Origin of the sequence: Streptomyces sp. NBC_00989 (genome assembly GCF_045162655.1) — a bacterium.
Classification (GTDB): domain Bacteria; phylum Actinomycetota; class Actinomycetes; order Streptomycetales; family Streptomycetaceae; genus Streptomyces.
In genome coordinates, this window is sequence record NZ_CP108728.1 from 2,478,087 (window position 1) to 2,498,031 (window position 19,945).

General features: G+C 69.0%; 13 protein-coding genes, 1 tRNA gene and 1 pseudogene. 5 read left to right on the forward strand and 10 right to left on the reverse strand.

The window, feature by feature from the left end; all coding sequences use genetic code 11:
- Positions 1-158 precede the first annotated feature (158 nt).
- From OG714_RS10735 to OG714_RS10750, 4 genes and pseudogenes are all read right to left on the reverse strand, one after another.
- Positions 159-1,046, reverse strand: a complete 888-nt coding sequence (locus tag OG714_RS10735) for a glycoside hydrolase family 19 protein (protein WP_406120107.1) — start codon at positions 1,044-1,046, stop codon at positions 159-161.
- Between the two features lie 228 nt (positions 1,047-1,274).
- Positions 1,275-1,772, reverse strand: coding sequence for a penicillin acylase family protein (locus tag OG714_RS10740; protein ID WP_406120108.1), 498 nt, complete (start codon positions 1,770-1,772; stop codon positions 1,275-1,277).
- 113 nt (positions 1,773-1,885) lie between these two features.
- Positions 1,886-2,185, reverse strand: a pseudogene (locus OG714_RS10745) (penicillin acylase family protein); the annotation flags it as partial.
- The gene (locus OG714_RS10750) at positions 2,164-3,015 is read right to left on the reverse strand and encodes an SGNH/GDSL hydrolase family protein (protein WP_406120109.1); all 852 of its coding nucleotides are present in this window, start codon (positions 3,013-3,015) and stop codon (positions 2,164-2,166) included. The gene OG714_RS10750 and the pseudogene OG714_RS10745, both read right to left, overlap by 22 nt.
- 144 nt (positions 3,016-3,159) lie before the next feature.
- Between OG714_RS10750 and OG714_RS10755 the strand changes: the two genes are divergently transcribed.
- The gene (locus OG714_RS10755; RefSeq protein ID WP_406120110.1) at positions 3,160-3,444 is read left to right on the forward strand and encodes a Smr/MutS family protein; all 285 of its coding nucleotides are present in this window, start codon (positions 3,160-3,162) and stop codon (positions 3,442-3,444) included.
- Positions 3,445-3,511: 67 nt separating this feature from the next.
- Here the strand turns inward: OG714_RS10755 and OG714_RS10760 are convergent, their stop codons facing one another.
- On the reverse strand, positions 3,512-6,856 hold the full coding sequence (locus OG714_RS10760; RefSeq protein WP_406120111.1) for a lectin: 3,345 nt from the start codon (positions 6,854-6,856) through the stop codon (positions 3,512-3,514).
- Positions 6,857-7,862: 1,006 nt separating this feature from the next.
- Between OG714_RS10760 and OG714_RS10765 the strand changes: the two genes are divergently transcribed.
- Positions 7,863-9,569: a carbohydrate binding domain-containing protein gene (locus OG714_RS10765; RefSeq protein ID WP_406120112.1), complete on the forward strand. Its 1,707-nt coding sequence runs from the start codon at positions 7,863-7,865 to the stop codon at positions 9,567-9,569.
- A 424-nt stretch (positions 9,570-9,993) separates the two neighbouring features.
- On the opposite strand, the gene OG714_RS10770 is transcribed toward OG714_RS10765, so the two are convergent.
- The 5 genes from OG714_RS10770 to sucC form a co-directional block, all read right to left on the reverse strand.
- A tRNA-Leu gene (locus OG714_RS10770) sits at positions 9,994-10,081 on the reverse strand.
- Positions 10,082-10,288: 207 nt separating this feature from the next.
- Positions 10,289-10,732, reverse strand: coding sequence for a MarR family winged helix-turn-helix transcriptional regulator (locus tag OG714_RS10775; protein WP_406120113.1), 444 nt, complete (start codon positions 10,730-10,732; stop codon positions 10,289-10,291).
- 170 nt (positions 10,733-10,902) lie between these two features.
- The gene (locus OG714_RS10780) at positions 10,903-12,489 is read right to left on the reverse strand and encodes an aldehyde dehydrogenase family protein (protein ID WP_406120114.1); all 1,587 of its coding nucleotides are present in this window, start codon (positions 12,487-12,489) and stop codon (positions 10,903-10,905) included.
- 166 nt (positions 12,490-12,655) lie between these two features.
- The gene (gene sucD / locus OG714_RS10785; RefSeq protein WP_406120115.1) at positions 12,656-13,537 is read right to left on the reverse strand and encodes a succinate--CoA ligase subunit alpha; all 882 of its coding nucleotides are present in this window, start codon (positions 13,535-13,537) and stop codon (positions 12,656-12,658) included.
- Between the two features lie 11 nt (positions 13,538-13,548).
- Complete coding sequence (sucC, locus tag OG714_RS10790) at positions 13,549-14,679, reverse strand: ADP-forming succinate--CoA ligase subunit beta (protein ID WP_406120116.1); 1,131 nt, start codon at positions 14,677-14,679, stop codon at positions 13,549-13,551.
- A gap of 144 nt (positions 14,680-14,823) precedes the next feature.
- Between sucC and OG714_RS10795 the strand changes: the two genes are divergently transcribed.
- Genes OG714_RS10795 through OG714_RS10805 form a run of 3 tightly spaced genes read left to right on the forward strand, consistent with a single transcriptional unit; the run spans position 14,824 to position 19,899 of the window.
- Positions 14,824-16,506: a thiamine pyrophosphate-binding protein gene (locus OG714_RS10795; RefSeq protein WP_406120117.1), complete on the forward strand. Its 1,683-nt coding sequence runs from the start codon at positions 14,824-14,826 to the stop codon at positions 16,504-16,506.
- A gap of 11 nt (positions 16,507-16,517) precedes the next feature.
- A complete protein-coding gene (frc, locus tag OG714_RS10800) occupies positions 16,518-17,750 on the forward strand; it encodes a formyl-CoA transferase (RefSeq protein ID WP_406120118.1) in 1,233 nt (410 codons plus the stop codon).
- Positions 17,751-17,754: 4 nt separating this feature from the next.
- Positions 17,755-19,899, forward strand: a complete 2,145-nt coding sequence (locus tag OG714_RS10805) for an acetate--CoA ligase family protein (protein WP_406120119.1) — start codon at positions 17,755-17,757, stop codon at positions 19,897-19,899.
- Positions 19,900-19,945 lie beyond the last annotated feature (46 nt).

The window sequence follows — 19,945 nt, forward strand, 5'->3', positions numbered from 1 at the left end:
GCTCGGCGATCCGTCCCAGCCGCCAGAACAGTCGGGGGAAACGGGAAGCTGGAACGCTCACACAGGGTCTGACCTGTGGGGACGTACCGTCCCTGGAACGCTTGGGTGGGACGGGCACCGGCCGTTGGAGCGGTCCAGCCGGTGCCCGTGCCGCACTGTCAGCAGTAGAGGTTGCCGCCCGGGGTGGTCCCGAGGATCGACGTGAACCGCTGGTAGGCGTCCACGCGGCTCTGCACCTGGGCGGGGTTCTTGCCGTCGCACTCGATCGAGCCGTTGATGCTGCGGATGGTCTGGCCGAAGCCGGCGCCGTTGACCATCGCGTTGTGCGGGGTCATGCTGCCGGGGCCGGTCTGGGTGTTCCAGTACCAGAGCGCGGTCTTCCACGCCACGGCCGAGTCGTTCTGCACCAGCCAGGGGTTGTTGAGCAGATCGATGCCCAACGCGTCCCCCGCCGCCTTGTAGTTGAAGTTCCAGCTGAGCTGTATCGGACCACGCCCGTAGTAGGCGGCCTGGCCGGCCGGGCAGCCGTACGACTGGCTCCAGTCGCAGTACGTCGGGTAGTTGGCGGTGTTCTGCTCGACGATGTACACCAACCCGCCCGTCTCATGATTGACGTTGGCGAGGAAGGCGGCGGCCTCCTGCTTCTTCGTGGTGTCGCTGCCCGTGTTCGCGAAACCCGGGTAGGCGCTGAGGGCGGCGGTCAGACCGCTGTACGAGTAGAAGGAGTTCCGGCTCGGGAACATCTGGTTGAACTGGGCCTCGCTCACCACGAAGTTGCCCACGGGCGTGCCGGAGCCGTCGCAGGCGTACGGCTCCCAGAACCAGGTGCTGATCACCGGGTCGTAGCCCGGGTTGTCGTGCTCGGCGATGTACGCCTTGCCGTCGGTGTAGCGGACGATGTTGCCGGTGACGTACGACTTGCCGGCCACCCAGTTGGGATAGCTGGAACAGGACGCGGCGGACGCGCCGGCGGCGGGGAGGACCACGGGCGTAAGGCTACCGAGGACGAGTGCGGTCAGTACTGCGGCGATGCGGCGTCTCGACACAGGGTTCAACTCCTCTGCGGAGCACGGCCGTCCCCGCCGAGGGCAGGGCGAAGCTGAGCCCTTGTGCGCGCGGGCCGGTTGGACCGGTCATGGCGTGGGGGGCGGCCGTGGTGGGGGGATGACGCCACTCACTGAACCGCATTGGTATGTACCAGTCAAGGGTATAGACCAGTCAACCCCGCACCCGGGCCGCCGAGTTGCGACCGGCCCGAGCCACGTCGTCCTGCCTCACCTGCGCAAAGTCGTCACCTCCAGAGCCGGGTCGCCGGCAATCTCCGCCGGAGTGGACCGTTCCATGACCCACTGCTTGCGCGAGAAGCGACGGGGCTGGTCCGAGAAGTGGGGCGAGGCCGGGTTCGCGGACTGACCGTAGGTGAGGAGGGTGTGGGCGCGCGGGCCGTCCGGGGGCAGTTCGACGGTCAGCAGGAAGTTGGTGCCGAAGGCCCCGGCGGTCGGGGTGCCGGTACCCGACTCCGGGCTCGCCTCCACGACGTCGAAACAGCCCGCGTCGCAGCCGGGCAGCGGGATGCCCGCCCACTTCTGTACGGCGCCGAGTTCGACGTCGACCGGTAGGTCACGGGCCGCGAAATCCTGGACGGCGTCGGCCAGGGCGCGCTGGACGCGGTTCCGGAGTTGGTGGAAGCCGTCGGAGGCTTCGCGTCGCCGATGTCCGGTACCAACGGCACTGTCGCGGTCACCCTGTTGACGTCGTAGACGACGCTCCACAGGTCGAGCGCGGTGATCGGCCGCACCCAGGGCTTGCCCTTGCAGGTCGGGTCCGGGAGGTGGTCGACGCCGGTGTCGCGGAGGTAGCGGTTGTACCCGGCGGCGTATCCCTCGACCATGCGGCGCAGCTCCGCCGTCGGCCCCAACGGCGCTTTCCGCGCGAGCAGTTGACGGACGGTGCCCGCGCGCAGCTGTCCGGTGTAGTACGTGTCGCTCGCAAGGTTGGAGCCGCCCACCTCACCTTCGCCGGGCTCGCCGCCGGACCCGAAGAACCGGGACCGCTCTCCTCTCAACGTCACGACGTGGTCGGCGAGTTCGCACACTTTGTCCTGCGCGAACGCGTACCCGTATCCATTTGAGGTCCTGTCGGCTGTCGGCAGTCCGGCTCCGTCTACGGCTGGTAGATCCGCCACAACGTGGCGATGGCCATGGCGAACTGGCCGGACTCATTGGGGTGCGCGGCCGCGGTGTTCGCGGCGGGGGTCAGCGACTCGACCCAGCGTTCCTCACGCGGCCGGCACATGTCGTGACCCACCGTCGCCGTGTAGGTGTCGGCGTAGGACGCGTGCACACCCTCGGCCGCCGCCTGGCGTCGCAGCGCCGCGTTGGCCCGCTTCGTGGCGTCCCGCAGATAGGCGAAGTCACCCTTGGCGAAGGGGACTTCGGCGCACCCGACGCCGTTGTCGGGGAAGAGCGCGGGGTACCCGACGACGATCACCTCGGCATGCGGACTACGTCGCCTGATGTCGGCGAGCACGTCGTGTACACGCCCCTCCATGGTGGCGACGCGATCGGCCAGTACGTCCTTGCCGTCCGCCGTGAAGTACTGCTCGCTGGGCGTGCCGTCCCGGTCCGTCGCGGCGACGCGGGCGCAGGTGGCGAGCACACTGCTGAAGCCGACGTCGTTGCCGCCCGCGGTCAGGGTGACGAGTCTCGTGCGGGGAGTGAGCGCGTCGGCCTGGGGAGCCTTGCCGCCCTTGGGGTTCCAGTAGTCGTTCGTGATGGCGCCGCTGCACGTGACGTCGTCGAACGTGTGCCTACGCCCCACCGTCGAGGCGAACTTGGAGATCAGGCTGGGGTAGCTGCCGGTCGTACGGTCGCACTCCTTGTCCTTCACACCGGCCAGGCCGGCCCCGGAGGCGTAGGAGTCGCCGAGCGCCACATAGGCGGGCCCGCCGGCGGGGGTGGCCGCCGCGGTCGGCGCGCTCAGGGTGAGGACGACGGCCGAGGTTGCCAGGATCAATCCGAAAGGGGACACAATGCCTCTTCGTTCTCGGGGAACCGGACAGGCGCCGGCCGGTGCCGCGAGAGAGCTGTCGCTTTCTCGGTGTGATCGAGCCTAGGGTCGGGGCGGGGCGCCGTCCTCGCGCTACGGAACGACTGCCGCGTGCAACCAAAGTTGGAGAACACCTCGGAGGCGATGGCCCTGATCACCCTGGATCTGCACCCCTACTTCCGCAGCGATCGCGACATCGACACAGCCCTGCGCCAGACCCTCTTCAAGGCCGCCGCCACCGGGGTCGACACCATCCAGATCATCCCGGGCAAGGGAACCGGCCAGCTGAAGAAGCGCGTGCTGGCCGTGCTGGCGCAGAAACACATCAAGAAGCTCTACGCCCGCGTGGAACAGGATCCGACCAACGCGGGCCGGATCCTGGTCCACCTTCGCTGACTAGCCGTCGGTCATTGGCTGTTGGCTACTACCTCCTACCTCCTACCTCCTACCTCCTGGCTACTGGCTACTGGCCGAAGCCGTACGAGAACAGGTGGTCGGTCCCCGTCGAGCCCGTCACCGGCAGGGTGATCGACGCGACCTGCTTGGACGGGTCCAACGGGACCTTCGCGGCGAAGACATAGGTCTTCACGCTGTCCCGGCCCCCACTCCCGGTGTTCCGGTAGGCCGTCGTGGCGGCGGTCGTGTCACCCGGAATCGGCTTGCTGGAACCGCCGTTGAGGGTCCAGTCCGGGAAGGCGACCGTCCCCTGGGAGGTGGTGCCGTCGGTGTAGGTGACGGTCACCGCGCCCGAGACACCGCTGCCGTCGGTCGGCGCGTTGGTCGCCGTGCCGAGCAGCCCCAGCGACGCACCCGACGTACCGGCCGGCATCAAGATGGTCTGGCCGGCCATCTCCAGGTTGTCCAGTTGACCCGAAGTCACCGTCGGCCAGGTGTAGTTGATGCCGTCGACCGTGAGCGGCGAGCCGCTCGTGACGCCCGCCGCGGCCAGCGCGTTCTGCGAGAAGGCCCAACCGCCGCCGTCGAAGCCGCCCGAGAAGGCGGCGCCGTCGGGATAGATGCCCTCGTTCGTGTTGTACGGCCACAGCGCACCGGCCTTGGCCACGGCCACCCGGAGGGTCGCCCCGGCCAGCGCCGCACCGGAGGTGTGGTCGGTCAGCGCGAACGTGACCGGGAACAGGCCTTCGTCCGCGCCTGCCGTCACCTTGACCTTCGCCTCGGCACTGCCCGCCGCGGGCACCGCCAGCGATCCGGTCGCCGTGTCGAGCGTGACGCCGGAGGGAGCCGTCGCCTTCCAGTCGACCGTGACGGCCGCGCTGCCGAGGTTGGTCAGGTCGAGCGTGCCGTCGCCGGCCGAACCCGGCTGGAGCACAAGGCCGTTGGAGGGACCGGTCGCGGCCAGCACCCGGCCGCCGCCCGTGGTGTCCGACGGCGGCGCCGCCGAAGGACCGGACGCCCAGGCCGTGTTGGGCTGCGTACCGAGCGTGAAGTCGAGCGTGCCCGCGCCCTGGAACTTCTGGTAGGTCAGCCAAGAGGTGTTCCACGCCTTGCCGTTGACGCCGAGCGACTGCACGTACGGCGCGTCGGGCGCGGCCTGCGGCGCGTTGATCCGCACCGACTTTCCGCTGCCGAAGGTCACCTTGGCCGCCGGGAACGCCGGGCTGCCGAGCGCCAGGGTGTCCGTGCCCGGGGTCTCCGGGTACATGCCGAGCTCGGACCAGACGTACCACGAACTCATCGCGCCGAGGTCGTCGTTGCCGAACGAGCCGACCGGTGCGTTGAAGTACAGCTTCTGCTGCGCCTCGCGGACGGCCGCCTGCGTCTTCCAGGGCTGGCCCGTGTAGTCGTACTCCCAAGGGATCTCGACGCTGGGCTCGTTGCTCAGGTCGGCGTCGGTGTTGCCGGGGGCGGTGATGTCGTCGAGCAGGCTGTCCAGGTACGACGAGTACGCCGTGGCGCCGCCGCGGGCCTGGATGAGCTGTCGCAGGTTGAACGGGACCATCGGCGTGTACTGGGCGGAGGTGCCCTCGACGAAGCCGTTGGAGGTGCCGGGCGTGAAGCCGCCCGCGAACTGGCCGTCCTTGTTCTTGCCCTGCATGTAACCGGTCTGCGGGTTGAAGACGTTCATCCAGTCCTGGGCGCGGGTGGCGAACTTCTCGTAGACGGACGTCTTGCCCAGCGATTTCGCGAAGGCGGCGATGGCGTAGTCGGCGGAGTCGTACTCGAGTTGGGTGGAGACCGGGCCGTAGAAGTTGCAGCAGTTGTAGTCGTTCTCGTCGAGCGGGAGGTAGCCCTTGGCGTCCCGTACGGACTCGCCGGGGCGGTCGTTGTTGGGGACGGTGGCCTCGTGCTGGAGGGCCGCGAGGGCCTTGGCCGTGTCGAAGCCGGTCGCGCCGAAGGCGTACGCGTCGGCGATGATGCCGGCGGCCGGGTCACCGACCATCACATAGCTCTCGCCGTTGTTCGAGGCCCACTTGGGCAACAGACCTGTCTGGTCATAGCCGTTGAGCATCGAGGTGACGACGTCGGCGGCGACCTTCGGTTCGACCATCGCCATCAGCTGGGTCTGGGAGCGGTAGGTGTCCCAGCCCGAGTAGTTGGCGTACTGGGCCTGTTGCCCCTTGGCCAGCTGGTGGACCTGGTTGTCCATGCCCATGTACTGGCCGTTGTCGTCGGAGAAGACGTTCGGGTGCAGCAGCGCGTGGTAGAGCGCGGTGTAGAACTGCGTCTGCTGGTCGGCCGATCCGCCGCCCACCTGGATCTTGTTCAGTACGGTGTTCCAGGCATCGTGATTGGCCTTCTCGACCGCGTTGAGGTTCCAGTTCTTGATCTCGGTGGCGAGGTTGTTCGCGGCGCCCGCGTCGCTCGTGTAGGAGATGCCGACCTTCGCGCTCACCGTGGGGTTCGCGGAGGTGTCGAAGGTGAGGTACATGCCGTTCGCGCCGGTCGTGGGCGGCTCGGCGGCCTTGGCTTTGGCGCTGGTTTTGGCTTTGGCACCGCTCGCGTGGATCGTCGGGGCCGGCTTCGCCGGGACGGTGAAGTGCTTCTCCTTCAGCGGCGTCGACTCGGCTGTCTGCGGGGCGAGTTGGACCTTGCCCGCCTTCAGCGACCTCGCATCGGGGTTGATGGTGCTGCCGACCCAGGTGCCGCTCGCGGTGAACGGCTGGTCGAACTTGATGTCGAAGTGCAGCGTGTACCTGTTGCTCGCGCCGCAGAAGTGACCGCTGTCGATCGCGCCGCTGATCTCCTTGCTGTTGACCACCTGGACGCGCGTCCCGTCCACCTGCGTGGCGCCACCGCTCAACTTGAAGAGCAGGTTGGCCTGTTGACCCGTCGGGAAGGTGAACGTGCCAAGACCTGCGCGGGTGGTGTCGCTCAGCTCGGTCTTGACACCGTTCGCGTCGGTGACCTTGTAGCGCCCGATACCGGCCTGCTCGTCGGCGTGGCTGAAGCCGACGGACGTACTGCCGAGGTCACCCGACAGCGAGCCTGTCACCGGCAGGATCGGCAGGTCGCCCGCGACGGGGCAGCCGGGTCCCGAGATGTGGGTGAGGCTGAAGCCGGAGAGTTTGTTGTCGTCGTACTCGTAGCCACCGCCGTCAGGACGGTTCGGTGTCGTGTCGGGACCCCACTGCACCATCCCGGCCGGCATGTCGGGGCCGGGGAAGGTGTCCACCGCACCGGAAGTGCCGATGAGGGGGTTGACGAGGGACGCGGGGTCCGTCACGAGGGCCGGCGTCGCGGAGTTCGCGGCCTGGGCGCTGCCGATCGCCGTGAGCGGAAGGGCGGTCAGGCCCAACACGCAGACCACGGCGAGGCGTTGACGGAATCTGTTGCGGTCACGTGGCACGGCTGAACGTCGGGGTCTCACCATCGGTCGCCTCCGCAGCGGTTCGTGCTTCGCAGATCAGGTGGCGGCGCGCCGGTGAACACCGGAACGCCGGCGACAGGCAACAGTTCCTGGTCGCTCCCACGGCCTGACAACGTTGCCATGCACGAGTGTCGAGTGAAACGCGTGTGCTGATGGTGTGTCAACGAGGTTGGCAGGAGTTTGGGGTGGAGTTGAGGGACGGGTGGGGTTGGTGGCGGGGCGGGTGGGGTTGATGGCGGGGCGGGTGGGGGTGGGCGCGTGGGGGTGGGTGGTGCGTGTGGGCAGGGCGTTGATGGGCTGGGGACTGAGCACTGGGGGTGGATGGGCGCGGTTGGCGCGGTTGGCGTCGGCAGTCCGGGGGTTGAGCGCTGGAGGCGCGCAGGCGCAAATGGCCCCGGGGCCCGGGGTTCGAGCGCCGTGGACGCGCGGGCACGTACGACATCGGCGGCCCGGAATTCGAGCGTTGCTGGCGGGATCGGCGGGCGGCCTCGCAACGCGGCAGGTCCGGCAGACACGGAAGATCCGGCAGGTCTGACAGGTGCGGCAGGTCTGACAGGTCTGGCTCACCCAACAGGCGACAGCCGGACAGGCAGGCACGTGCCGCCATATCCCTCCACCACCTTGCATCCCGACCGACGCGGACCGACGCGGACCGACGCGGACCGGCAAGGCTGCGGCACCGGTCGCCCGGTCGGGCACCCCGGCGGTCCGGCAAGCAGACGCACCCTCAACACCCACACACCCCCGCGCAACAGCCGACAGGCGACGCGCAGCCACAACCCCCTCCCCCTCACCCGGAGTTGACGCGCCCCGCCCCGACCGAACCAAGTTGGTCTAGTCCTCTTGACGAAGACTCTCGCGAGCTGTTTGGTATGTACCAATATCCTGCGCACCCCGCCCCTCCCTCCGCTCCACCCCCTCCGCCCCACCCCTCCACCACCCCGCCCCCGACGGGCAACCCGGCACCCCCGAAAAGGGAACTGTCATGCGCCTGGCAAGATTTGCGGCTTCCGTGGCCGCCCTCGCGCTCTCGGCGACCGGCGTCACCATCGCCCTGGCCCCCGCAAGCAGCGCAGCGGCAAGCAGCGTCTACTCCGTGGCCCCCTACGTGGACATGTCGAACAGTCAGGAAGGACTGCTCGACACCGCCATCACCGGACACAAGCTCAAGGCCTACACCGCGGCCTTCGTGCTCGGCGTCGGCTGCAACCAGATCTGGGGCGACACGCTCCCCATCGGCAACGACTCCTACACCGACCCCGAGATCGCCAGGGCCAAGGCCGAAGGCGCCTCCGTCATCGTCTCCTCCGGAGGGGCCAGCGGCGAACCGCTCGCCTGGACGTGCTCCACCCAGAGCAGCATCGACGCCGGATACCAGGCCATCATCAACGACTACGGCGTCACCCAACTCGACTTCGACATCGAGGGCGCCGCCATCGCGGACACCGCGGCAGCCGCCCGCCAGATGCAGGCGATGAAGGACCTCAAGGCGTCCAACCCGAACCTCCAGTTCTCCATGACCCTGCCGGTACTGACCAGCGGGCTGACCGGCGACGGCGTCAACATCCTCAAGGCCGCCAAGAACGCGGGCATCAAGATCGACGTGGTCAACATCATGGCCATGGACTACTACGCCGGCACCGGCACGGAGATGGGTCAGGGCGCGCTCTCCGCGGCCAGGGCCACGCTGGCGCAGATGCAGTCCGTCGACTCCGGTTACACCTACGCCAACCTCGGCATCACGCCGATGATCGGCAAGAACGACGACGGTTCCACCTTCACCCTGGCCGATGCCCAGACGGTGGAGAGCTTCGCCGCGCAGAACGGTGTCGGGCGCCTGGCATTCTGGGCGATCACCCGGGACCAGGCATGCGGCGGAAGCGCCAACTCCCTTCCCACGTGCAGCCAGATCAGCCAGATCAGCCTCGCGTTCACCGACGCGTTCGTGCCCTACGAGGGCAGCTCGGGCGGCGGCGGAGGCACCACCAGCGACTTCTCTCTGTCCCTGTCACCGGGCTCCGCCTCGGTCACCCAAGGCAGTTCGGCAACTACGGCCGTCTCCACCGCTGTCACTTCCGGGAGTGCCGAGTCCGTCAGCCTCGCCGCGTCCGGCGTGCCATCCGGCGTCAGTGTCTCGTTCAGCCCCAATTCCGTTACGTCCGGCGCCAGTTCGACACTGACGGCGACGGTCGGGTCGTCCGTGGCCGCGGGTACGTACCCAATCACCGTCACCGGCACCGCCGCGACCGGCGGCCACAGCGCGACCTACACACTCACGGTCACGATCACCGGAGGCGGAGGAGGGGGCGGGGGTTCACTGACCAACTCCGGCTTCGAAACCGGCAGTCTGAGCCCGTGGACCTGCACGGGCGGCAGCGCGGTGGTCTCCACCCCGGTCCACACGGGCAGCCACAGCCTCCAGGTCACCCCGAGCGCAAGCAGCACCGGCGAATGCGACCAGAACGTCACCCTGTCCCCCAACACCGCCTACACGCTGACCGCTTGGGTCCAGGGCCCGTACGCCTACATCGGCGTCACCGGCGGCGCCTCCGCCACCTCCTGGTCGAACAGCACGAGTTGGAACCAGCTCAAGGCGACCTTCACCACCGGCAGCAGCGGAGCGGTAACCGTCTACGTCCACGGCTGGTACGGCCAGTCCAACGTCAACGCCGACGACTTCACCCTCAGCTGAGGTCACCGACACGGGCACCGGCCCGAGTTGACAGAACGTCACCGAGGCGCCGCGGCTGGGCTGTTGGATTCCGGCCGCGGCGCAGGTCGCTGCTTCCGGCGCCCGTCAGGACTGCCGTCCCGGTTGCATACGCGCAGCTCCCGGTGGTCGTAGGAAAGCTCACGGTCGGGGCCTCGTACGGTGAGGGCGTCGCCCGGGTGGAAGACGCGGCCGCCCAGGAAGGGCTGCGCTCCGCTGACCTCGGGGCGAGAAGGCTGAGCCGTCATCGCCTTCCGCCGGTCGTCGTCCATGGGGGCGCACGCCGGCCGCCGCCTCTGACCATCGTCCGACCGGGGGATTCGCTCGGCCGTTGGCCACATGGTCGGTCGCGCCACAGCCCGAGAAACAGAAAGACCCCAGATCAACTGGGGTCTCTCCTGGTTACTGGTGTCCGAGGGGGGACTTGAACCCCCACGCCCGTTAAAGGGCACTAGCACCTCAAGCTAGCGCGTCTGCCATTCCGCCACCCGGACTAGGTGTCTGCCGCCTGGCCGGGGGTGTTCCCCGCGGCGACATGGACAACAATACCAAGCTTTCGGAGCGCCTTTCACCTGCATATCCACCCCTGGGAGAGCTGGTCTCCGCAGGCCCGCGACCTGCGGAGAACCGCCACCGCGGGTGAACGACCGGCTACGGGCGGCAGGCCGGATTCGGCCACTCCGCCGCCCCCTCGCGCCCGCTCACGCCCGCTCCGTGAGCACGAGTGTCTGCAGTGCCCGTACGAGTGACGCCGCCGTCTCCTCGTCCAGTGGAGCGAGGAAACGGCGCTCCGCCGCGCGGTGGGCCTGCTCGGCCTGGCGCAGGCAGTCCCGACCCTCCGGGGTCAGTTCGACGATGTTCTTACGGCGGTCCTGCGGGCTGCGGCGCCGTTCGACCAGACCGTGGTCCTCCAGGCCGTCGATCAGCGACACCATCGTGGTGCGGTCGATCCCGAGCCGCCCGGCGGCCTCGACCTGCGACAACGGCTCCCCCGCCGAGAGCACCACCATCACGGCCAGCTCGTGACCGTCCACTCCGTGTGACGCCAGCGCCTCCGCCGATGTCCTGGCCAGTCTGGCCTGGGCGTGCTTGAGGAGGTAACCGAGCCGGGACTCCAGGGGCGCGGATTGCTGGTCGTTCGCCATTCGTCGACTGTATGGGGACGCGCGGACCCGGGACGTCCTCACCTTCGAGACCTTCGAGACCTTCGAGGGACGCTGCCGCCGGCTGGGACGCGACCCCGGTGAGATCACGCCGGCCGGGGAGGTGATCGCCGGACGGCACTCGGTGGACGCGAGCGCCGCCCGGCCGTAGGTCACGGCATGAGCTGGTACTCCGGGAAGTTCCCGGGCAGCCGCTCGCCCACCGGCCCGTGTGTCACCGCGCGGATGAGGAGTTCGCCGCCGACGAACGCGCCGCGCCAGGACGCGCCGAAACCGCCGAACAGTTCGTCGCGGTCGCCGCGGGAGCGTGGCGTGCCGTGGCCGACCTTGAACGCGCGGATCTGCGGGGCCAGTCGGTCGTAGGTCGCCCGGTCGTCGGTGGACAGGGTGGCGACCAGCGCACCGTTGGACGCGTTCATCGCGGCCAGCAGCTCCGCCTCCGTGTCGACCAGGACGATGGTGTCGACCGGGCCGAACGGTTCCGCGTGGTGCAGCGGGGACGACGGCGGCGGATTGAGGAGCGTGACGGGGCGGACGTACGCCGAAGTGTCCTGCCCGGGAAGGAAGTTGGCCTTGGACAGCCTGCCGCGGTGCAGCGGTACGGCGCCGCGGTCGATCGCCTCGGCCACCTGGTCGTGGAGTTCCTTGGCCTTGGCCGCGTTGATCACGGGCCCGAAGTCCAGTTCCGGATAGGGGTCTTGGGCGTGCCGGACCGCAAGAGGGTGGCCGACGCGGAGAGTTCGGACCGCCGGGAGGTAGGCCGTGAGGAATTCGTCGAACAGCTCGCGCTGGACGACGAAGCGCGGATACGCCGTGCAGCGCTGCTTGCCGTAGTCGAAGAGCTTGGGGATGACGGCGGTGAGCGTGTCCCAGTCCGTGTGGTTCCAGATGCCCCAGGTGTTGAGTCCTTCCTGTTCGAGGATGTGCCGCTTGCCCAGGTCGGCTACGGCCGTGGCCACCGCGGCTCCGGTGTCGCGGCCGCCGACGAAGGAGACACAGCCGATCTCGGGCGCGCGGACCAGCGCCTCCGACAGTTCGCCTCCGCTGCCGCTGACGAGGGTGACGGGGATCCCCTCGCGCGCGGCGAGCGCGGCGGCGACAGTGAGGCAGGCGACGCCGCCGTCGGTCGGGGTCTTGGCGATGACCGCGTTGCCCGCCAGTGCCTGCACGAGCATGGCGTGGACGAGGACGCTCATCGGGTAGTTCCAGCTCGCGATGTTGGACACGGGGCCGTCCAGCGGGATGCGGCCGGCGAGCATCGGCTCGATGCCGTCGACGTACCAGCGCACGCCGTCGATGGACCGGTCCACGTCCGCCTGCGCGAGCCGCCAGGGCTTGCCGATCTCCCAGACCAGCAGCAGCGCGAGGAGTTCGCGGTGCTCGGTCAGGGCGTCCAGCGTGGCGGCGACACGGGCACGCCGCTCGTCGAGCGGGACGTGGCGCCAGGCACGGTGCTGGTCGAGGGAGGCACGTACGGCCTGGTGGGCGGTGGACCGGTCCAAGCGGGGCGGGCCGACGATGGGGCTGCCGTCGACGGGACTGGTGGCGGGCAGCGCCCGGCCGTCCCGTTGCCAGGCCGCGTTCCAGAGGTTGAGGACACGGTCGTCCTGGAACGCCTCGGGCGCGACAGTGAGGCAACGCCGCCAGGCGTCACTCCAGGACGTGCCCGCCTTGAGGGTCGGGGGGATATGACTGGGGGTGGGGGTGGAGGTGGAACCGGGCGTGAGGGTTGATGCCATGCTTCTGCTCCGCTCTCGGTGCACAGTCGGGGCGGGGTGAGGCAGGAACGGTCCTACGCACGAACCGTCGTACAGATGAAGCTAGTTACGCTCGAAGGAGCACAACAGTCACGGCACATCAACTATGAGTGACGTCACGTGTCCCTTACGGGAGGTCCAGTGCCGCCTACGGGAGATTCAACCGGTCCAACACCAGCCGCGCGGTCTCCGTCGGCGTGCTTCCGACCTTCACTCCTACGGCCTCCAGCGCCGCCTTCTTCGCCGACGCCGTGCCGGAGGAGCCCGACACGATGGCGCCCGCGTGGCCCATCGTCTTGCCCTCGGGTGCGGTGAAGCCGGCGATGTAGCCGACGACCGGCTTGGTGACGTGGTCGCGGATGTACGCGGCGGCGCGTTCCTCCGCGTCGCCGCCGATCTCCCCGATGAGGACGACGAGTTCGGTGTCGGGGTCGTCCTCGAAGGCGGCGAGGCAGTCGATGTGGCTCGTGCCGACGACGGGGTCTCCGCCGATGCCGACGCAGGTGGAGAAGCCGATGTCCCGTAGTTCGTACATGAGTTGATAGGTGAGCGTGCCCGACTTGGACACCAGCCCGATGCGGCCGGGCTTGGTGATGTCGGCGGGGATGATGCCCGCGTTGGCCTGGCCGGGGGTGATGAGGCCGGGGCAGTTGGGGCCGATGATCCGGGTGCCCTTCGACGTGGCGTACGCCGTGAAGGCGACCGAGTCGTGGACGGGGATGCCCTCGGTGATGACGACCGCGAGGCCGATGCCCGCGTCGGCCGCCTCGATCACCGCCGCCTTGGCGAAGGCGGGCGGCACGAACACGACGCTGACATCGGCTCCCGTCGACCGCATACCGTCGGCGACCGACCCGAAGACCGGCACGGCCCGGTCGTCGAAGTCGACGGTGCGGCCGGCCTTGCGCGGGTTGACGCCGCCGACGACGTTCGTGCCGGCCGCGAGCATCCGGCGGGTGTGCTTCATGCCCTCGCCGCCGGTCATACCCTGGACGAGGACCTTGCTCTCCTTGGTGAGGTAGATCGCCATGTCCCGGCTCCTTAGCGTGCGTTGGCGAGGTCGGCGGCGCGGCGGGCGGCGCCGTCCATGGTGGTGGCCTGCTGGACCAGCGGATGCGCGTGCCCGTCGAGGACGGCTCGCCCGCGGGCCGCGTTGTTGCCGTCGAGCCGGACGACCAGCGGCTTGGTCAACTGCACGGTGTCCAGGGCCCGTACGATGCCGTCGGCCACCGCGTCGCACGCGGTGATCCCGCCGAAGACGTTGACGAACACCGACTTCACGGCCGGGTCGGAGAGGATGACGGACAGCCCGTCGGCCATGATCTGGGCCGATGCCCCGCCGCCGATGTCGAGGAAGTTGGCGGGGCGGGCGCCGCAGCCGGCGACCACGTCGAGGGTCGACATGACCAGGCCCGCACCGTTGCCGATGATGCCGACCTCGCCGTCGAGCTTGACGTAGTTGAGCCCCTTCGCGGCGGCCGCCGCCTCCAGCGGATCGTCGTGCGCCGCACCCTCGGCGCCCCAACGCGCTTGCCGGAAGCGGGCGTTGTCGTCGAGGGTGACCTTGCCGTCGAGGGCGAGGATCTGCCCCTGCCGGGTGCGCACGAGGGGGTTCACCTCGACGAGGACGGCGTCCTCGCGGACCAGCACCTCCCACAGCCGTACGAGGACGTCGACGGTCTGCGGCGGCAGCCCGGCCGTCTCGGCGATCTCGCCCGCCTTCGCCGAGGTGACGCCCTCGACGGGATCGATGTGTATGCGGGCGACCGCATCCGGTCGACTGGCGGCGATCTCCTCGATCTCCATACCGCCCTCCGCGGACGCGATCGCGAGGAAGCGGCCCGCCGCGCGGTCCAGGACGTAGGAGACGTAGAACTCGCTCTCGATGTCGACGGGTTGGGCCAGCATCACCTTGCCGACCCGGTGGCCCTTGATGTCCTTGCCGAGGATCTGCCGTGCCGTCAGCTCGGCGGCGGCCGGGTCGGCGGCGAACTTCACTCCGCCCGCCTTGCCTCGCCCACCGGTCTTGACCTGCGCCTTCACCACGACGCGTCCGCCCAGCCTGCGGGCGATCTCCCGTGCCTCCTTGGACGAGGCCGTGACCTCGGCCCGGGGCACCAAGATGCCGTGTTCCTCGAAGAGTTCCCTTGCCTGGTGCTCGTACAGATCCATCCGAGCTCCTCACCTAAAAGTGCCGCACGCCCCCTGGACACCACCCACCGGATGCGGGATAACAAGTTTCATACAGTATTCGTCGACTGTATGCAATGTACCGCGAGAGCGTTCCAACCCCCTACGAAGGGACAGGACTTCGCCATGCCCGACGACACCCAGGACGTGATTTCCGGTGGTCATCTCGTCGCCAAAGCCCTGAAGGCCGAGGGGGTCGACCGCATCTACACCCTGTGCGGCGGCCACATCATCGACATCTACGACGGCTGCGTCGACGAGGGCATAGAAGTCGTCGACGTACGCCACGAACAGGTGGCAGCCCACGCGGCGGACGGTTACGCACGCATCACCGGCAGGCCGGGGTGCGCGGTGGTCACCGCCGGTCCCGGTACGACCGACGCCGTCACCGGTGTCGCCAACGCCTTCCGCGCCGAGTCACCGATGCTGCTCATCGGCGGCCAAGGGGCCCTCACCCAGCACAAGATGGGGTCCCTCCAGGACCTGCCGCACGTCGACATGATGACGCCGATCACCAAGTTCGCGGCGACGGTGCCGGACACGGCGCGCGCCGCCGACATGGTGTCGATGGCGTTCCGCGAGTGCTACCACGGCGCACCCGGCCCCTCCTTCCTGGAGATCCCGCGCGACGTCCTCGACGCGAAGGTGCCGGTGGGCAAGGCGCGAGTGCCGAAGCCCGGGGCGTACCGTGCGTCGACCCGCTCGCCCGGCGACCCCGAGGCGATCGAGAAGCTCGCCGATCTGCTGGTCCACGCCGAGAAGCCGGCGATCCTGTTGGGCAGCCAGGTGTGGACAACTCGCGGCACCCAGGCGGCCATCGACCTCGTCCGCACCCTCAACATCCCCACGTACATGAACGGCGCGGGGCGCGGCACCCTCCCGCCCGGCGACCCGCACCACTTCCAGCTGTCGCGCCGTTACGCCTTCTCCAACGCCGACGTCATCGTCATCGTGGGCACGCCCTTCGACTTCCGCATGGGCTACGGCAAGCGGCTCTCCCCCGACGCGACCGTCGTACAGATCGACCTCGACTACCGCACCGTCGGCAAGAACCGCGACATCGACCTCGGCATCGTCGGCGACGCGGGGCTCGTCCTGAAGTCGGTCGCGGAAGACGCCTCAGGACGCCTCAACGGCGGTGCGTCCCGGCGCAAGGAGTGGCTCGACGAGCTGCGCGCGGCCGAACAGGCCGCGATCGAGAAGCGGTTGCCGAGTCTGAGGTCGGACGCGTCACCGATCCACCCGTACCGTCTGGTCAGCGAGATCAACGACTTCCTCACCGAGGACTCCATCTACATCGGCGACGGCGGCGACATCGTCACCTTCTCCGGGCAGGTCGTGCAGCCCAAGTCGCCCGGCCACTGGATGGATCCGGGCCCGTTGGGCACCCTCGGCGTCGGCGTCCCCTTCGTGCTGGCCGCCAAGCAGGCGCGACCGGACAAGGAGGTCGTCGCGCTGTTCGGCGACGGCGCGTTCTCCCTCACCGGCTGGGACTTCGAGACCCTCGTCCGCTACGACCTGCCCTTCGTCGGCATCGTCGGCAACAACTCCTCGATGAACCAGATCCGTTACGGCCAGGCCGCCAAGTACGGCCTGGAGCGCGAGCGGGTCGGCAACACCCTCGGCGACGTCCACTACGACAAGTTCGCCCAGATGCTGGGCGGTTACGGCGAGGAGGTCCGCGACCCCGCCGACATCGGCCCCGCGCTCCGGCGCGCCCGCGAGTCGGGCAAGCCGTCGCTGATCAACGTCTGGGTCGACCCGGACGCGTACGCCCCCGGAACCATGAACCAGACGATGTACAAGTGAGGTGAACGGCCATGACCGCCAGGGCACTTGAGGGCATCCGCGTCCTCGACATGACGCACGTCCAGTCCGGCCCCTCCGCGACCCAACTGCTCGCCTGGCTCGGCGCCGACGTCGTCAAGCTGGAGGCGCCGACCGGTGACATCACGCGCAAGCAGCTGCGCGACCTCCCGGACGTCGACTCGCTCTACTTCACGATGCTCAACTGCAACAAGCGGAGCATCACCCTCAACACCAAGACCGAGCGCGGCAAGGAGATCCTCACCGAGCTGATCCGGCGCTCCGACATCATGGTCGAGAACTTCGGGCCGGGCGCGGTCGACCGTATGGGGTTCACCTGGGATCGCGTACAGGAGATCAATCCCCGCATCGTGTATGCGTCCATCAAGGGCTTCGGGGACGGCCCGTACACCAACTTCAAGGCGTACGAGGTCGTCGCGCAGGCGATGGGCGGGTCGATGTCGACCACCGGCTTCGAGGACGGGCCGCCGCTGGCGACGGGCGCTCAGATCGGTGACTCCGGCACAGGGGTGCATACAGTAGCCGGGATACTGGCGGCACTGTTCCAGCGCGAGAGCACCGGCCGCGGCCAGCGGGTCAACGTCGCCATGCAGCATGCGGTGCTGAACCTGTGCCGGGTGAAGCTGCGCGACCAGCAGCGCCTCGCGCACGGGCCGCTCGCCGAGTACCCGAACGACGACTTCGGCGACGAGGTGCCCCGCTCGGGCAACGCGTCCGGCGGCGGTCAGCCCGGCTGGGCGGTGAAGTGCGCGCCGGGCGGCCCGAACGACTACGTGTACGTCATCGTGCAACCTGTCGGCTGGAAGCCGCTCACCGAGCTGATCGGCCGGCCCGAGCTGGCCGAGGACCCCGAATGGGCCACGCCGGAGGCCCGGTTGCCGCAGCTCTCCAAGATGTTCCAGCTGATCGAGGAGTGGTCGTCCACGCTGCCCAAGTGGGAGGTGCTGGAGCGGCTCAACGCCCACAACATCCCGTGCGGGCCGATCCTCTCGACCAGGGAGATCATCGAGGACGAGTCGCTGGTCGCCAACGAGATGGTCGTGACGGTGCCGCACCCCGAGCGCGGCGAGTTCGTCACGGTCGGCAGCCCGCTGAAGCTCTCCGACTCCCCCGTGGACGTGACCAGTTCACCGCTGCTCGGCGAGCACAACGAAGAGGTCTACATCGGCGAACTCGGTCTCGGCGACGAAGAGTTGCGCCTGCTCAAGTCGAACGGGGTGATCTGACGTGATGGCGGAGGACCGGATCCTGAAGGTGCGCGCGCTCCTCGACTCCGTGCGGGCCGGGGGACGGTTCGCGCTGACCGCGCCCGAGGGCAAGGTGATCGCCGACGCGTACGGGATCGCCGTACCGGGCGAGGAGTTGGCGACGGACGTCGACGAGGCCGTGGCGTTCGCGGCACGGTTCGGCGGGCCCGTCGTGATGAAGATCGTCTCGCCGGACATCCTGCACAAGACCGACGCGGGTGGTGTGATCGTCGGGGTCGAGGGCGCTGCGGACGTACGGGCCGCGTTCCACAGGATCGTCGACAACGCGCGGGCCTACGACGCCGACGCCCGCATCGAGGGCGTCCAGGTGCAGGAGTTGCTGCCGCAGGGGCAGGAGGTGATCGTCGGCGCGGTGACCGACCCGACGTTCGGGAAGGTGGTGGCGTTCGGGCTCGGCGGGGTGCTGGTCGAGGTGCTGAAGGACGTGACGTTCCGGCTCGCTCCCGTGAGCCCGGACGAGGCGTTGTCGATGCTGGACTCGATCCGGGCGGCGGAGATCCTGCGCGGGGTGCGCGGCGCGCCGGCCGTGGACCGGTGGGCGATCGCCGAGCAGATCCGCCGGGTGTCCCAACTGGTCGCGGACTTCCCGGAGATCGCCGAGGTGGACCTGAACCCGGTGATCGCGACACCGGAGGGCGCGGTCGCGGCGGACATCCGGGTGATCCTCGCCGAATCGCAGCCGGTAGCCCGTCGACGGTATACACGCGACGAAATCCTGACGACGATGCGCCGGTTGATGGAGCCGGCCTCGGTCGCCGTGATCGGCGCCTCGAACGAGCAGGGCAAGATCGGCAATTCGGTGATGCGCAACCTCGTCGACGGCGGCTTCGCCGGCGAGATCCACCCGGTGAACCCCAAGGCCGATGACATCCTCGGCCGCAAGGCGTACAAGAGTGTCACGGACGTTCCCGGTGAGGTGGATGTGGCCGTCTTCGCCATTCCCGCCAAGTTCGTGGCAGCGGCACTGGAGGAGGTGGGACGCAAGAACATCCCCAACGCCGTCCTCATCCCCTCCGGGTTCGCCGAGACCGGCGAGGTCGCGCTCCAGGACGAGATCGTGGCGATCGCCGAGCGCTACGGCGTCCGACTCCTCGGGCCGAACATCTACGGCTACTACTCGACCTGGCAGGACCTGTGCGCCACGTTCTGCACGCCGTACGACGTCAAGGGCGGGGTGGCGCTGACCTCGCAGTCCGGTGGGATCGGGATGGCCATCCTGGGGTTCGCGCGGACCACGAAGACGGGGGTGTCGGCGATCGTCGGGCTCGGCAACAAGTCGGACCTGGACGAGGACGACCTGCTGACCTGGTTCGGCGAGGACCCGCACACCGAGTGCATCGCGATGCACCTGGAGGACCTCAAGGACGGCCGCGCGTTCGTCGAGGCGGCCCGAAAGACCGTACCCCGTAAGCCGGTTGTGGTCCTGAAGGCGGGTCGTACGGCGGCGGGTGCGAAGGCCGCCGGTTCGCACACGGGCGCTCTGGCCGGCGACGACGCCGTGTACAGCGACATCCTGAAGCAGGCCGGCGTCATCCGGGCCCCCGGGCTCAACGACATGCTGGAGTACGCGCGCGGCCTGCCCGTGCTGCCAACTCCCCAGGGAGACAACGTCGTCATCATCACGGGCGCCGGCGGCAGCGGTGTGCTGCTCTCCGACGCGGTGACCGACAACGGCCTTTCCCTGATGGAGATTCCAGCCGATCTGGACGCGTCCTTCCGGGAGTTCATCCCGCCTTTCGGGGCCGCGGGCAACCCGGTCGACATCACCGGGGGCGAGCCGCCGTCGACGTACGAAGCGACGATCCGGCTGGGTCTGGAGGACCCGCGGATCCACGCACTGGTCCTCGGTTACTGGCACACCATCGTCACTCCCCCGATGGTCTTCGCCGAGCTCACCGCGCGTGTGGTCGCCGAGTTCAAGGAGCGCGGGATCGAGAAGCCGGTGGTGGCATCGCTCGCGGGTGACGTGGAGGTCGAGGAGGCCTGCCAGTACCTGTACGAGCGCGGGGTCGTGGCGTACCCGTACACGACGGAGAAGCCTGTGGCCGTGCTCGGCGCGAAGTACCAATGGGCGCGCGCGGCAGGCCTGTTGGGCGGTGGTTCATGACGTGAGTCGACGCGGGGCCGGCCGACAGTGCGGTCGGCCGGCCCCG

Excerpts from the sequence above, each read along its gene's own strand:
- OG714_RS10765 (WP_406120112.1), top strand. The coding sequence starts at position 7,863 with ATGCGCCTGGCAAGATTTGCGGCTTCCGTGGCCGCCCTCGCGCTCTCG.
- OG714_RS10775 (WP_406120113.1), bottom strand. The coding sequence starts at position 10,732 with ATGGCGAACGACCAGCAATCCGCGCCCCTGGAGTCCCGGCTCGGTTAC.
- OG714_RS10780 (WP_406120114.1), bottom strand. The coding sequence starts at position 12,489 with ATGGCATCAACCCTCACGCCCGGTTCCACCTCCACCCCCACCCCCAGT.
- sucD (WP_406120115.1), bottom strand. The coding sequence starts at position 13,537 with ATGGCGATCTACCTCACCAAGGAGAGCAAGGTCCTCGTCCAGGGTATG.
- sucC (WP_406120116.1), bottom strand. The coding sequence starts at position 14,679 with ATGGATCTGTACGAGCACCAGGCAAGGGAACTCTTCGAGGAACACGGC.
- OG714_RS10795 (WP_406120117.1), top strand. The coding sequence starts at position 14,824 with ATGCCCGACGACACCCAGGACGTGATTTCCGGTGGTCATCTCGTCGCC.
- frc (WP_406120118.1), top strand. The coding sequence starts at position 16,518 with ATGACCGCCAGGGCACTTGAGGGCATCCGCGTCCTCGACATGACGCAC.
- OG714_RS10805 (WP_406120119.1), top strand. The coding sequence starts at position 17,755 with ATGGCGGAGGACCGGATCCTGAAGGTGCGCGCGCTCCTCGACTCCGTG.